Origin of the sequence: Planctopirus hydrillae, assembly GCF_001707835.1 — a bacterium.
GTDB classification, from domain to species: domain Bacteria; phylum Planctomycetota; class Planctomycetia; order Planctomycetales; family Planctomycetaceae; genus Planctopirus; species Planctopirus hydrillae.
This window is the reverse complement of sequence record NZ_LYDR01000158.1, coordinates 1-15,011: the sequence shown is the minus strand read 5'-3', so window position 1 is coordinate 15,011 and position 15,011 is coordinate 1. Positions and strand designations below refer to the sequence as shown.

Below are 15,011 nucleotides of genomic sequence, written 5' to 3'. Positions count from 1 at the left end.
TTAACGCATCACGGGGGGCCAGACGGACCGTCATTTTTTGTTTGTCGTTTCAACAGATTGAATGATTCCTGATCGGTCAGGAAAGAGATCCTTCGAATTCCAAAAAATGGAATAAGCCTCACGGGAAGTCCCACCTTTGCCGTTTTGCCGTTACTTTATTGATCGCCCGATTTTTGCAGCCGTCCTGTCAATTCTTGTGACATTGGCGGGGGCGATCGCATTGTTCCGCCTGCCGATTGCTCAGTTCCCGGCAGTCGCCCCCCCCACTGTCCAGGTTGATTGCAATTATCCCGGAGCCAGTTCGCTGGTTGTGGCACAGACCATCGCTGCTCCTATTGAGCAGCAGGTGAACGGTGTCGAAGAAATGCTCTACATGTCGTCGCAAAGCACCAGTGACGGCTCCTATACGCTCACAGTGACTTTCAAGCCCGGCGTCGATCTTAACCTGGCGCAGGTACTGGTGCAGAACCGGGTCTCATTGGCGAGGCCACAGCTTCCCGATGTCGTGCGTGCCACAGGTGTCACCACAAAAAAACGTGCCCCGGATATTCTCCTGACTATCAGCATTAACTCGCCCGATAATCGCTATGACCAGCTCTATATCAGCAATTACGCCCTCCTCCACTTGCGCGACGAAATCGCGCGAATTCCAGGGATCAGCGAGGTGCTCCTGTTTGGCCAGCGCGATTACAGCATGCGAGTCTGGATCGATCCCGAACAGCTTTCCACCCGCAACCTCACTGCGAATGATGTCGTTAACGCCATCCGTGAACAGAATTTCCAGGTCGCAGCGGGTTCTATTGGTCAACCCCCTCATTCAGGCTCATCGACTCGGCAGATTCCTCTGGCAGTAGTGGGACGATTAACCAATGAGACCGCCTTCGAAGACATCATCGTCCGTGCCGATCATGATCAACTGATTCGCATTCGTGATATTGGACGCGTCGAACTGGGTGCCCGCAGTCAGGATATCAACAACCGGTTTGATGGGAAGCCGACAGTTGGCCTCGCGATTTTTCAGCTATCAGACGCAAATGCCCTGACAACGGCTGATTTGATCAAGGCGAAAATCGAAGAGCTCTCGAAGGATTTTCCCGAAGGTCTCGCTTACGAAATCGGCTACGACACGACACCGTTCATCCGCGAATCAATCGATGAAGTTTTCAAAGCGTTACGAGATGCCACCATTCTAGTCGCCTTGGTGGTTCTGGTCTTCCTGCAGGGCTGGCGTCCGGCCATTATCCCGCTCATTGCTGTCCCCGTGGCGATTGTTGGTACATTTGCCGCGATGGCCGTGGTGGGTTTCAGTATTAACAACCTCACCTTGTTCGGACTTGTGCTGGCAATTGGGATTGTAGTGGACGATGCAATCGTCGTCGTCGAAGCGGTCCAGCATCATATCTCGCAAGGACTGAATCCTCGGGAAGCGGCGATCCGTGCCATGGACGAAGTCGCTGGGCCTGTGGTGGCTGTGGGACTGGTTCTCAGCTCAGTGTTTATTCCGTGTGCGTTTATTACTGGAATTGTGGGAGAGTTCTTCCGGCAATTTGCTCTGACAATTGCTATCTCGACCATCCTTTCCATGCTCAATTCGCTGACACTCAGCCCGGCTCTGGCGGCCATTCTTCTGCAAGGCAAAGACGACCGACCAGACATTCTCACCCGCATTATTAACTTCCTGTTCGGCTGGTTCTTTGCAGCTTTCGACTGGTCATTTCGAACATCCACTTCGCTCTACACTCGCTTCGTCGGGCAACTGCTGCGAGTTCCAGTACTCGTACTCATCGTTTACGGAGGATTGCTCTTCCTGACAGGCTGGGGATTCAACCAGTTACCCAAAGGGTTTATTCCCTCGCAGGACATGGGGTACCTGATTGCCAGCATTCAGCTTCCCGATTCCGCTGCAGCCGGGCGAACTCGTGATACTGTGGCTCGCATTGAAGAGATCACACTCAAAACACCGGGAGTCAAGAACGTCAATTCGATTGCCGGGAACTCCTTTATCTTGAGTTCTTATGGTTCAAATTTTGGCTCGATGTTCATCATTCTCGATTCGTTTCATCATCGGACAGGTCACACCGGACAATCTGCGGAAGAGATTGCCGCATCACTGAGAAAAAGTTTTGCCAAAGATGTCCCCGAAGCCCTCGTAAGTGTCTTTCCTCCACCAGCCGTCCGTGGATTGGGGAGAGCTGGCGGTTTTCGACTGATGGTTGAAGATCGCGAAGATCTGGGGCTTAAAGAGCTGCAGAAAGGGACCGACGAACTGATTGCGAAGATGAATGCCACCGGGAAAGTTCAAGGAGCATTTACCGTCTTCAAAACGAACTCGCCACAGATCTTTGCCGATATTGACCGCCAGGCGTGTCTGCAACTGAATGTCCCCCTGCAGGAAGCCTTTGCTGCCCTTCAGGCCACCATGGGCTCGCGATACGTCAACGACTTCAATCGATTTGGGCGTACCTGGCAGGTGGTTGTTCAGGCCGATACGGATTTCCGAAATGACGTGGCGGACTTGAAACGTATCAAAGTTCGTAACAGTCACGGAGAGATGGTCCCTTTGGCCGCTGTCTGCACTCTGAAGGAAGTCAGCAATCCTCTCGTGATCTCGCGCTACAACATGTATCCGGCTGCGACTGTCAACGGAAATGTGGCCCCGGGATTCAGTACCGGCGAGACGCTCGATATGGTCGAACAACTGGCTGCCCGAGAGCTGCCGATCGGGCTGGCAACGGAGTGGTCCGAACTTTCTTACATGGAGCGGCAAGCCGGTAACACGGGCATGTTCGTCTTCTACATGGCAATTGCCTTCGTGTTTCTGGTACTGGCTGCACTCTACGAAAGCTGGGCCTTGCCACTGGCAGTCATTCTGGTCGTCCCCATGTGCATTCTGAGTTCGATCACAGGTGTGGCTTATGCCGCGATGGATATCAATGTTTTCACTCAGATTGGATTTGTGGTGCTGATTGGCCTGGCCTGCAAAAACGCAATCCTGATTGTCGAATTCGCACGTTCACGACGCCATGAAGGAGCCACAATTCGAGAGGCTACGCTCGAAGCCTGCCACTTGCGGTTACGCCCCATTCTGATGACCTCGTGCGCCTTTATTCTGGGAGTGATCCCTTTAATTCTGGCCTCTGGTGCGGGAGCCGAAATGCGTCGAACCTTGGGCGTGGCTGTCTTCAGTGGCATGTTGGGAGTGACCTGCTTTGGCATTCTGTTGACGCCGGTCTTCTTTTACGTAATTGAACATTTGAGTGAGGCAGAGTTCTTCCGATCATCAAAGATCCGCGAGCCAGCCCAGTGGGTACTCGATGTGATTCGTCTCAAACCATTCTTTCGATGGGCCCAATGGTCTGGCCGGAACCTGATTTCGATATCCGACAAGATTGAAGAAAGATTTCGCCCCCATGACCCTGGAAGTTCGTCATCAGGCCATACATAAGTTCTCTTCAGACCATTTCAAAGATTGAAGTGCCGGCAGGATTGTCCAATTCAGTTCCAGTCAATGGTTCGAGCACAGATATCGGCAGGTTGTTTTCATGTTTTCACGCTTCTTTATTGATCGACCGATCTTTGCCAGTGTACTTTCGATTGTGATCACACTCGCTGGTGGAATCGCCGTTTTTACACTGCCGATTACTCAATACCCTGAGATCACACCACCGACAGTCGAAGTCTCGGCCATCTACCCGGGAGCCAATGCTCAGGTCGTGGCTGATACCGTGGCATCACCTATTGAACAACAGGTCAATGGTGTTGAGGGCATGCTCTACATGACCTCGCAATGTGCCAACGATGGCAGCTACACACTCACAGTGACATTCGCTCCGGGTAGCAATCTGAACATCGCCCAGGTGCTGGTGCAGAATCGTGTGGATCTGGCCGAACCAGTGCTCCCTGACCTCGTCAACCGCCGCGGGATTCTGGTCAAGAAGAAATCGCCGTCGGTATTAATGATCGTCAATCTGTACTCGCCCGACAATTCACGCGACAACCTTTACCTCAGCAATTATGCGACGATTCAATTGCGCGATGAACTTTCCCGTTTGCCGGGAGTGGGTGATATCACTTATCTGGGACGTCGCGATTACAGCATGCGAGTTTGGCTGGATCCTGATAAGCTCTCTTCCCTGGGGCTATCCTCCAGCGATGTCGTGCATGCGATTGAACAGCAGAACGTGCAGGTTGCAGCAGGCCAGATTGGCCAGCCACCAGCGCCAAGTGATCAGGTTTTTCAATTCACAATGACGACTGTCGGACGACTGGCCGATGACCAGCAGTTCGGCGAAATCATTGTAAAAACAGATGCCGACGGCCGAATCATTCGCCTGCGTGATGTTGCCCGCACCGAGTTAGGGGCCCTGGCCTACGATCAGGTTTGCACACTGGATGGAAAACCGTCGGTGGCACTTTCGGTCTATCAGCTTCCTGGATCCAATGCCCTCGAAGTCGCCGAGAGTGTCCGCAAGAAAATGGAGCAGCTCAAAACCCGATTCAAGCCGGGAGTCGACTATTCAATTGTGTACGACACCACACCGTTCATCGAAGAATCGGTCAGTGAAGTTTTTACGGCCCTGCGCGACGCAGTCATCCTCGTCGCGATTGTGGTGCTGATTTTCCTGCAGGGCTGGCGGGCTGCAGTGATTCCTCTGGTGGCTGTTCCCGTGGCGATTGTAGGAACCTTTGCGGCCATGGCAGCTTTTGGTTTCAGTCTCAACACACTGACACTTTTCGGCCTGGTGCTGGCCATCGGGATCGTGGTGGACGACGCTATTGTCGTCGTCGAAGCGATCGAGCATCACATTGAACAGGGATTGTCTCCGCGCGAAGCCGCCATTCGTGCCATGGATGAAGTTGCGGGCCCCGTCATCGCCGTCGGGCTGGTACTGAGTGCGGTTTTTCTCCCGTGTGTGTTTATCACCGGGATTGTCGGCCAATTCTTCCAGCAGTTCGCACTGACGATTGCCATTTCGACAGTGATCTCAGCATTCAACTCGTTGACACTCAGCCCTGCCCTGGCGGTGTTGCTCCTCAAGCCCCGCGCGCATGGTCATGCCCCTGAACCGCTCCCCCGCGTAGGAATTGTGCTGGTGGCTGTCCTGGGGGCTTATCTGTTCGGCCCACGGCTGCTGGCCGACTATCCGATCGCCGAAACGCCTTATTTCAAATCCATAATCGCAATTCTGGCATTGATCCTGGCAGTTCCTCTGGCGGGCTGGATCAATCGATTATTGAGCCTGTTCTTCCGCGGCTTTCAGCAAGTGTTCAATGCCTTAACTGCGGGTTACATTTCGCTGGTATCGAGTCTATTACGAGTCAATCTTTTGATGATGCTCGTTTACGCGGGCTTGCTGTACGCGACAGTTGAAGTTTTCAATCGCGCCCCCGCGGGATTCATTCCAGCTCAGGATAAAGGCTACCTGCTTGTGAATGTTCAACTTCCAGATGCCGCTTCGCTGGATCGTACAGAAGCCACCCTGGCCAGCATTCACGAGATTGCCAAAGAAACCAAAGGAATTCGGCATACCGTGGGCATTGCCGGTCAGTCGCTTTTACTGGGAGCCAATGCACCCAACTTCGGGACGTTCTATTTCATGCTCGACGATTTCGAACATCGGCATGAACCTGGCCTCATGGCGAAAGCACTGGCGACGCAACTGGAGGAAAAACTTGCCAGAACGATCCCTGAAGCGCGGATCAACATTCTCGGTGCACCCGCGATCGACGGATTAGGAAACGCCGGCGGCTTTCGCCTGATGATCGAAGATCGTGGCGATAACGGGTTGACGGCGCTCGAATCCCAATCGAAACTTCTCATCGAAAAGGCACAAACAAACCCCATTTTTGACCGCGTGTTTTCCAGCTTCAGTGCCAATACACCCTGGCTGTATATTGATGTGAACCGCGATGCGGCCAAGGCCATGGGTGTCTCAATTGACGATCTGTTCAGTGCGATTCAAACACATTTTGGCTCGTTGTACGTCAATGATTTCAATCGTTTTGGCCGGACGTGGCAGGTGAATGTTCAAGCCGATGGTGACTTCCGGCTTTCTCCTGACGACATCAAGCACTTGAAGATCCATAACTCACATGGCGAAGTCGTACCTCTGGCTGCCGTGGCCACCACACGAGAGGCCAGCGGCCCTTCGATGATCATCAGGCATAACCTTTATCCTTCCTCCACCGTCAACCTCGATTCTGTTCAGGGTGCCAGTTCCGGCGAGACGATCGAAACGATGAAGGGCATTGCGGATCGCGAACTCTTTGAAAATATGCGGGCGGAATGGACGGAACTGGCCTATCTGCAACAGCAGGCCGGGAACACCGCAATCTATGCGTTTCTTCTGGCGGTCGTGCTCGTGTTTCTGGTGCTCGCCGCTCAATACGAGAGCTGGGCTTTGCCGCTGGCGGTGATTCTGGTGGTGCCCATGTGCCTGTTGTGCTCGATTCTGGGAGTGCTGCTCACGGGCCTGGATGTCAACATTTTCACACAGATTGGCTTTGTCGTGCTGGTGGGTCTGGCATGCAAAAACGCCATTCTGATTGTCGAATTCGCCAGAGCACGGCGAGCCGCTGGTGTTCCCCGTCAACAGGCAGTACTGGAAGCGTGCCAGTTGCGTCTGCGTCCAATCATCATGACGTCGCTGGCTTTTATTCTGGGTGTGGTCCCCCTGATGATTGGCGAAGGAGCTGGTGCCGAAATGCGCCGTGCTCTGGGAACGGCTGTTTTCTGGGGCATGCTGGGAGTGACACTCTTTGGAATTTTCCTGACCCCCATTTTCTACGAAGTGATCCAATGGGTTGTCGATTGGCGCGAGAAGCGCAATGTGCCCGCAAAACAGATTTCCACTCTGCCCGCCAACAGTAGATCTGCTGACATGCATCCAGCGTGAGCCCGGCTTCGAAGCTCTCGCACTCCAGTTTCTTCAGTCAGACTGAGTCGCCAAAACGGGCGTTCATTTGCTCCAGATACACATTCTGGCATAAACTCCCCTTGCTATGACGCGTTCAGCCACACCTGTGAACACAAGACCACATGTTGCTGCGTGAGCATTCCGGAATCAGACACTCACTTATAGTCGGGAATTTCTTTCATGTCTCAGCATGACATTGGCCTGATTGGCCTCGCGGTGATGGGCCAGAATCTCGTTCTTAACATGGCGAACCACGGCTTTTCAGTCGGTGTTTACAACCGCACCACCGCCACGACCGATGAATTCGTGGGTGGGCTGAAGAACGAGCCCGCAGACAAAGTGCATGCCGGGACGATTGATCGTGTGAAGGGGTATCACACCCTCGAAGACTTTGTGAAAAGCCTCAAGGCTCCCCGTCGTATCATGATCATGGTGAAGGCCGGGAAGCCGGTTGACGCCGTGATCGATCAACTGGAGCCATTGCTCGACAAAGGCGACATTATCATCGACGGTGGCAACAGCGATTTTGTCGATACCAATCGCCGCGACAAAGACCTGCGTGAAAAGGGTTTGCGATTTATTGGAACCGGGGTTTCCGGTGGTGAGGAAGGTGCTCTCAAGGGCCCGAGCATCATGCCGGGCGGTCATGCCGATGCCTGGCCATTTGTGAAGGACATTTTCCAGGCCATTTCCGCCAAAGTCGGCCCGAATAACGATATCCCCTGCTGTGAATGGGTCGGAGACGCTGGTGCCGGCCATTACGTCAAGATGGTCCATAACGGGATTGAGTACGGCGATATGCAGCTCATCTGCGAAGCCTACTTCATTTTGAAACATGCTCTGGGGCTGTCGAACGAGGAGCTTTATCAGGTCTTCAAGTCCTGGAATGAAGGGGAACTGGAAAGTTACCTCATTGAAATCACTCGCGACATTTTCACGGTCAAAGACGGCAACACGGGTGAATACCTGGTTGACAAGATTCTCGATACTGCCGCCCAGAAGGGAACTGGCAAGTGGATGAGCCAGCATGCTCTCGACCTGGGTGTGCCAACCACACTCATCACGGAAGCAGTCTACGCCCGCTGCCTGTCAGCTCAGAAAGATGCCCGCGTCCGCGCTTCGCAAATCCTCGAAGGGCCCAAGGATGCGAAATTCACTGGTGACAAGCAGCAGTTCATTGATGATGTCCGCCAGGCGCTTTATGCCTCCAAACTTTGCAGCTACGCTCAAGGGTATGTTCAGCTCGATGCTGCCGCCAAGGAATTTGGCTGGAAGCTGAACAACGGCAATATCGCCCTGCTCTGGCGCGGTGGCTGCATTATTCGCAGTGCCTTCCTCGGTGATATCAAGACCGCTTTTGATAAGTCGCCCACTCTGGAAAACCTGCTGCTGGATGACTTCTTCAAGTCGGCTGTTGCCAAAGCACAACCCAGTTGGCGACGGGTTATTTCCACAGCCGTCCAATTGGGCCTGCCGACACCGGTCTTCAGTGCCGCCTTGAGCTACTACGACGGCTATCGACAGGGCCGACTCCCTGCGAATCTGCTCCAGGCCCAGCGTGACTACTTCGGTGCCCATACTTATGAGCGCACCGATAAGCCACGTGGTGAGTTCTTCCACACGGATTGGATTCGCGAACGCAAGCTGAGCTAAGTTTGCGTGTGGGAATTGTGAGATAGCGAGATGACTATCGCCCTGCTGGAGTTGATCTTCAGCAGGGCATTTTTCATGGTGACAGGTCATGACCCGCAAAGTTTACTCAGGCGGAATTGGCCGAACTTTTTCTACCAGGAAGAAAAGAATCGGCGGACTTCGCCGTAGATGATGCCCGGAGGCTGTCGATGCTCTCTGTGAAGGATCGAAAGCTGCCGAATGGAATCGGGGCGGCCACGGAGGGCAGTCAAGCATGACGTGTCCCACGATGGTCTTCAGGTACATCCCCAAGCCATCGGAAGGTAGATCACATGCGGGCAAATCGCTTCACTCAAATCGCACACGTTGCACTCTGCGGAGTGATGCTGACCTGGACAGGTTGTCGAGCCGCTCAAGTGACTGAGCAAACAGCTCCACCAACGCCACCCTATACCGAGTATCCAGCGACAGGCGAACCCATGCCACTCCTCCAGCCGATCCCACCATCGGACGGATCGGGGGAACTGATGCTACCCCCTTCACCACCGCCGGCCCCGGCTTCCGAATCAGCCAGTACATCATCGTCTGAGCGCGGTATTCGGAACGTCAGTTGGAATCCGAAAACGTGGTTTTCCAGTGGGAATCGATAACGATTTTCGAAGATCATCGGGGATCAGCGCGACAATCCATTCCTGATCGCATCGAGAACCATTGCAAGATCAGGCAGAGACGAATCGTTCCAGGCTCTGGCGGGAATTGTGAGCTGATCCAACCGGTGAAACACAGCCCGCTGGTCAACGCCATCGCGCTTGACGCGTAGATCAACGAGCTGAGAAAAACTGCACTCGGTGGAGCATGATCGAAACCAGATGACGGGTTGTTCTGCCATCTGGCCGATCGTTTGCTGAGAAAGATGGTCGAGGGCATGGTCACCGACCAGCACGAGACAGTCAGCACACGACTCTTGCAGCAACCGGTCTACAGAAAAACGGTTGCCATCATGATCAATTTGCCCCTGCTGGAAGCTGATGGCCCCGGTATAGCCGGTCTGCCACGTGCAAATGACAGTACCCATTCCGAAATCGCCATGGTTGGCCAGATACTGCGAATGGAATGCCCGGCCATCATTGAGTTCGATGACCAGTCGCTGCAAAGACTCCGTGGCCAATGCGGCCATTTCGGGCTGGCAGAAAGCTTCTCCGAAAAAGAGACATCCATACCGGGTCGAGGACAGAAGTTCTGCAAATTCGGCCACACTGGCATCTGCGAATGAAGTTGCGACTTGCTGATTCTTTCGACAAATCATGCTTCTCAAATGTTGTAGCTTCGAAAACGTGAGAGCTTTATCCCACGGGAAACGGCGAACCGTCTGGCCGCTGGCTGTCAGTTGCTGGATCGAGGCTGGCGAAACATCTCCAACGAAAATCCATTGAAATGATCGATTCGAACCAGTTTCCTGGTGATCATGATGACCAAGACGCTCAATCAGTCGCGGATGTGAACTTGCAGGATCACAGCCCCAGAGAATGATCGTATCGGCCCGGGAACGAACATCGCCCAGGGAGCAGACGACTTGTCCAACATGGCTGGCTGCCCGATGGGCTCCTTCAGCGATTTGAGATGCGGGCAAGACCAGAATGCCTCGACTTTTTTCGGCAGTTGCCATAATCGATTGGCTGGCAGCCAGCGATTGTTGATCGTCGACAATCCAGAGTGGAGCATGGGCCGCCTGAAGGCAGGTGATGGCCTCCAGAATCTGGCGTTTCAATGATTTCTCAGGAATATCAATCGGTTCCTGCGATCTTATCAGCCAATCGGCACCTCGTGGGCAGATCTGCTTGAGGTTCGACTGCAGGGCAGCGACGCCACTGGAGAGATCCAGGTCGTCGCAGAGCAGATTACAGCCCAGGCAGGTGAGCAGATTCTCGGTCTGGCCTGTCCTGGAGAGATCATTCATCGTCGTAAAATCTCATGTTCACTGAATTGGAATTGCCATCGAGTGAATTGCACGGGGCAATCTCGTCTTTGTCGTCCCGGGATCAACTACCAGTGCTCATTGGGCCCGGATGGGACCGGGATCTCAAAATCAGGGAGCAGACCATCTTTTGTTGCGCCTCGAGGCCCCGCTAAAGCAATCTCCTGGAGAACCTGTTCAAACTCTTCTCCCGTTTTGGCCGACTGAACAGCATGCCGGAGTGCAGGCCCCACACGCATGGCTTTGGTGTACCAGTGGGACATTTTTCGGAACGCACTGACGGCTGTTTCTTCACCCACCCATTCCTGCAAATATCGAAACTGTATGCGCATCAAAAGCAGACGGTCATTAAAGCTTCCTGCGGGCGACCAATCTCCCGTTGATTCCCACTCGGCCAGTTGACGGAAGATCCAGGGATTCGCCAGTGCGCCACGACCAATCGAAATCGCCTGACAGCCGGTTTCATCGTACATCAAAATCGCGTCATCTACACTGCGGATATCGCCATTCGCAATCACAGGAATGGAATCCACCGCTTCGACAACCTGTCGAATTCCATCGCGATTGACACTTCCACTGAACCCCTGGGCTCTCGTGCGGCCATGAATCGCAACCGCTGCCACACCGACTTGTTCAAACTCACGTGCAAAGCGGGGGGCTGTTAACTGACTGGCGTCCCAGCCCAGACGCATTTTGACAGTGACAGGGACCTGGACGGCTTCAACAACAGCTTTGACCAGTTCAGTCGCTGCATCGGCATGACACATCAGACTGGCACCGGCCCCCGTCTTAACGACTTTGGGAACGGGACATCCCATATTGATATCGATGGAATCGACACCACGAGCCTCCAGAAGCTGTGCAGCATCCCGCATGATGGAGGCTTCGCCACCAAAAATCTGCACAGCAAAGGGCCGATCGATGGGATGCGTCGCAATCAGCCGCAAGGTCTTTTCGGAACCCGCCAAAAGCCCACGGGCATTGACGAGATCCGTCGTACCTAATCCAAGGCCACCCAACTCATGAACAACTCTGCGAAAGGGAAGATTGGTAAAACCCGCAAGGGGTGAAAGAAGTGTCCGAAAAGGTAAAAGCAGCGGCCCGTACGATACGCCAGTACACATCCGTAGCCTTGTGCGGACACGCTCACTTTGTTCCGGACGGCTGGGATGTAGACGTAAATCGTTCATGAGAAATAAGATATCACCAACCTCAGGAACTGTCATCCATTCACTTTTCAGCGAATGGTTTCTCTGTTAATCTCTCAGACAATTGTTGTTGAGAATATCCGTATCTGCACTCTGTTTTCGAAGGGACGCGAGTCATGCGTCATCGCCCCAAAACCAGCCGCCCCAAGGTCAGTCTGACGACCAAGCAGAAGATTAATAACCGCTGGAAGGCCAAGCGAAAAAAAATCCGTAAAGCAAAATACGGTATCTAATTGCAGCATGCTGTCAGGCGTACTCGCTGTCAGGCGTACTCAATGTAGCTGGGCACGCCGCAGGCATTTCAAGCTGAATTTTTTGCTGCTTTTTATGCCGTTCTTTCTTAACGGTGCATAGATCGAGCCCTGGCAGAGTCGCAGGGCTCTCTTGCTGCGCCATGAGTCCCGATGTCGCTTTAACGGCATCTCAACGAACGTAAAAGTCGTAGATCCGCGGGATGTTCAAGCGACGCTCGTATCCACGTGCGGGAGCAGTCGTCGCAGAATCGGGCTGGTCATAAAGGTCGTGATGACCGCCATTATGATCAGCATGCAGAAGACGCTGGGAGGAATCACTCCCATTTCACGGCCCACATTGATGGCAATCAGCCCCATCAATGCTCTCGTATTCATCATGATGGCCACACACCCGCTTTCCGGCCACGATAAGCCACCAAGACGGGCTGCCAGTCCGCAGCCCACGATTTTGCCACTGATCGCGACGAGGCAGACGAGGCCACACATCACCCAAAGTAAGGGCGAATCGAGAGTGCCGATATCGGTCTTCAACCCTGTATAAGTGAAGAAAACAGGCAAGAGCAGGCTGTAAACGAAATCCTGTGTTTTGCTGGCAAACGCTTCGCGAAATCGATGCTGGTCATGCAATATGGCACCGAGCAGAAAAGGCCCGATGATCGAAAAGATGCCGATCCAGTTGGTGATCATGGCCATCGCGAAAATCAACAGGATCCAGAGAGCCAGTGAAGTCACATTCAGTCGAGATTCTGCGGTCGGGAGCAGCTTCTCAATCCAGCGGATCAGTAACGGCCTCACCACGAAGATCACGATGGCGACGAGAGCTAACGTCAACAGGAGCATGCCGAGCACCGAACTCCACTGGAGATTTCCGCGAACAATCGCTGCCACAGTGGCCAGCATGATCCAGATCAAAGCATCGACCATGGCAGCGGCACTGATTGTGAGTGCTCCCAGTCGAGAGCGATTGATGCCGAACTCAATCATGATCCGGCCCAGAATAGGAATGGCTGTCACTGAGCAGGCGGTCGCCATGAAGAGTGCAAAACCCAGGAGCGGCACATCGATCGCAACGTAGGGATGCATCCAGAGACCTAAAGCAAGTCCCCCGGCAAATGGAAGCACAATCCCGGCCACACCAATCATGCCGGCAGTTCGTCCCATTTTTTTCAGGTGGCTGAAGTCGAACTCCATACCGATCAGAAACATCAGAAAAATGAGGCCCAACTGCCCTAATGTCTGAAAGATGGGAGTGACGCTGGCCGGGAAGAATGTCGGGATGAAGTCGGGAAAGAGCCTGCCCACCACAGAAGGCCCCAGAATCAGCCCGGCACCAATTTCACCCACGACTGTTGGTTGCCCCACTTTTCGAAAAATCCAGCCACCTAATCTGGCAGCCGCAATCATGACGACCAACTGGAGGAGCACGATCAACATGAGTGCTTCGACCTGATTGACGTGGTCTACAGCCAGAATCATGAAGTTTATTCCAGAAAGACGATGGCAGAAGAGAATAACACTTGTTTGAACAAGTTTACGAGTGTCCTGAGAGATTTCCACTCTCTTCAAAACGAAATCATCGCTTTCAAACAGGAAAATCCACTCGTATCGATCAAGTCCAGAATGACTTGCCGCACGACCACCTGGAGCCTGAGACTCATGGCGGTCGTGCGGCAATGATCGACAGACAAGGCGCGAGATCGAAGGAATACCCAACGATCAGGAGAGGAGCATCCGCAGATCATCAGCCGTCAGATTGGTCATGACGGAGTTGTCCTGTTCAAGGATGGCGTCGGCCAGTTCGCGTTTCTGCTTCTGGAGTTCAGCGATCTTTTCTTCAACGGTATTTTTGCAGATGAGCCGATAGGCAAAGACCTGACGGGTTTGACCGACACGATGGGCACGGTCAATCGCCTGTGTTTCCACCGCAGGGTTCCACCACGGATCAAGAATGAAGACATAGTCGGCTGCGGTGAGATTCAGACCCAGCCCACCCGCCTTCAAGCTGATGAGGAAGACACCACAATCTTTGTCGCTCTGGAATCTCTCGACACATTCCTTGCGGTCACGGGTCTGACCATCCAGATATTCGTAAGTAATACCGGCCCGATCCAGATGCTTGCGAACAATCGCCAGCATGCTGGTAAACTGCGAGAAGACCAGCGTTTTATGCCCTTCCCCAACCAGTTCTTCGAGATGAGGGATCAGCACATCGAGCTTGGCACTCCCTTCTTCGTCAGAAGATTTATGCAGTAACGCGGGGTGGCAGGAGGCCTGTCGCAATCGAAGCAAAGCTTCGAGCACGTGCATTTTGGTCTTAGCCAGCCCCTGAGATTCGATCAAACCCAGTAGAGAATCTCGGAAGTGGTCGCGCAGCTCGTCATAGAGACGCTGCTGTTCCTCGCCCATTTCACAGTAGATCGTCTGTTCGATTTTATCGGGCAGTTCATTAGCAACCGCCTGTTTTGTGCGGCGCAGAATGAAAGGCCTCAAACCATGGGCCAGCACCTTCCGGGTTTCTCGATCATTGGGGTCTGCAGCATGCAGTTTGAAGAGACTGCTTCTTCCGAGCATACCGGGATTGAGAAAATCGAAGATCGAGCACAAATCACCGAGATGATTCTCGATCGGTGTACCGCTCAACGCGACTCGGCGGACAGATTTCAACAGTCGTGTCGCCTTAGCTACTTGAGACGTGTTGTTTTTGATCGCCTGCGCTTCATCGAGAATCACGTAATCGAAATCAACATCTTTCAGGATGTGAATATCCCGGCGTAACGTTCCGTAAGTCGCCAGCACCAGATCTGATTTGGTAAACGCCTCTCGTTGTTTCGCCCGGTCAAGACCTGAGTATTCAAGCACTTTAAGTTGAGGAGTAAATCGCTCGGCTTCCTGCTTCCAGTTAAACATCAGCGATTTCGGAACCACCACCAGTGAGGGGAGGCGATTCTTCGCTGGGCAACATTCCCGTCGTGGCCGAAAATGATCTCAATGGAAATGGCATTCAGGATGCTGATGAAAAGCCACT

Annotated in this window: 8 protein-coding genes; 4 read left to right on the top strand and 4 right to left on the bottom strand. The window is 53.4% G+C overall.

Annotation, left to right across the window (positions count from 1 at the left end):
- Positions 1 to 136 precede the first annotated feature (136 nt).
- The 4 genes from A6X21_RS21835 (at position 137) to A6X21_RS21820 (ending at position 9,199) form a co-directional block, all read left to right on the top strand.
- Positions 137 to 3,445, top strand: a complete 3,309-nt coding sequence (locus tag A6X21_RS21835; protein WP_068852827.1) for an efflux RND transporter permease subunit — start codon at positions 137 to 139, stop codon at positions 3,443 to 3,445.
- 97 nt (positions 3,446 to 3,542) lie between these two features.
- Entirely contained in the window at positions 3,543 to 6,896 is a 3,354-nt protein-coding gene (locus A6X21_RS21830; protein WP_068852825.1) for an efflux RND transporter permease subunit, read from the top strand.
- Positions 6,897 to 7,097: 201 nt separating this feature from the next.
- A complete protein-coding gene (gene gnd, locus A6X21_RS21825; RefSeq protein WP_013110554.1) occupies positions 7,098 to 8,570 on the top strand; it encodes a decarboxylating NADP(+)-dependent phosphogluconate dehydrogenase in 1,473 nt (490 codons plus the stop codon).
- A 311-nt stretch (positions 8,571 to 8,881) separates the two neighbouring features.
- Positions 8,882 to 9,199 (top strand): hypothetical protein, encoded by a 318-nt coding sequence (locus A6X21_RS21820; RefSeq protein ID WP_068852822.1) that lies wholly within the window; start codon positions 8,882 to 8,884, stop codon positions 9,197 to 9,199.
- 23 nt (positions 9,200 to 9,222) lie between these two features.
- Here the strand turns inward: A6X21_RS21820 and A6X21_RS21815 are convergent, their stop codons facing one another.
- From A6X21_RS21815 to A6X21_RS21795, 4 genes are all read right to left on the bottom strand, one after another.
- A complete protein-coding gene (locus tag A6X21_RS21815) occupies positions 9,223 to 10,506 on the bottom strand; it encodes a molybdopterin-binding domain-containing protein (protein ID WP_068852819.1) in 1,284 nt (427 codons plus the stop codon).
- An 86-nt stretch (positions 10,507 to 10,592) separates the two neighbouring features.
- Complete coding sequence (gene dusB, locus A6X21_RS21810) at positions 10,593 to 11,714, bottom strand: tRNA dihydrouridine synthase DusB (protein ID WP_240490363.1); 1,122 nt, start codon at positions 11,712 to 11,714, stop codon at positions 10,593 to 10,595.
- Positions 11,715 to 12,190: 476 nt separating this feature from the next.
- On the bottom strand, positions 12,191 to 13,462 hold the full coding sequence (locus tag A6X21_RS21805) for a cation:proton antiporter (RefSeq protein WP_068852816.1): 1,272 nt from the start codon (positions 13,460 to 13,462) through the stop codon (positions 12,191 to 12,193).
- Positions 13,463 to 13,702: 240 nt separating this feature from the next.
- Positions 13,703 to 14,911, bottom strand: coding sequence for a DEAD/DEAH box helicase (locus A6X21_RS21795; RefSeq protein ID WP_261340655.1), 1,209 nt, complete (start codon positions 14,909 to 14,911; stop codon positions 13,703 to 13,705).
- Positions 14,912 to 15,011: the final 100 nt, after the last annotated feature.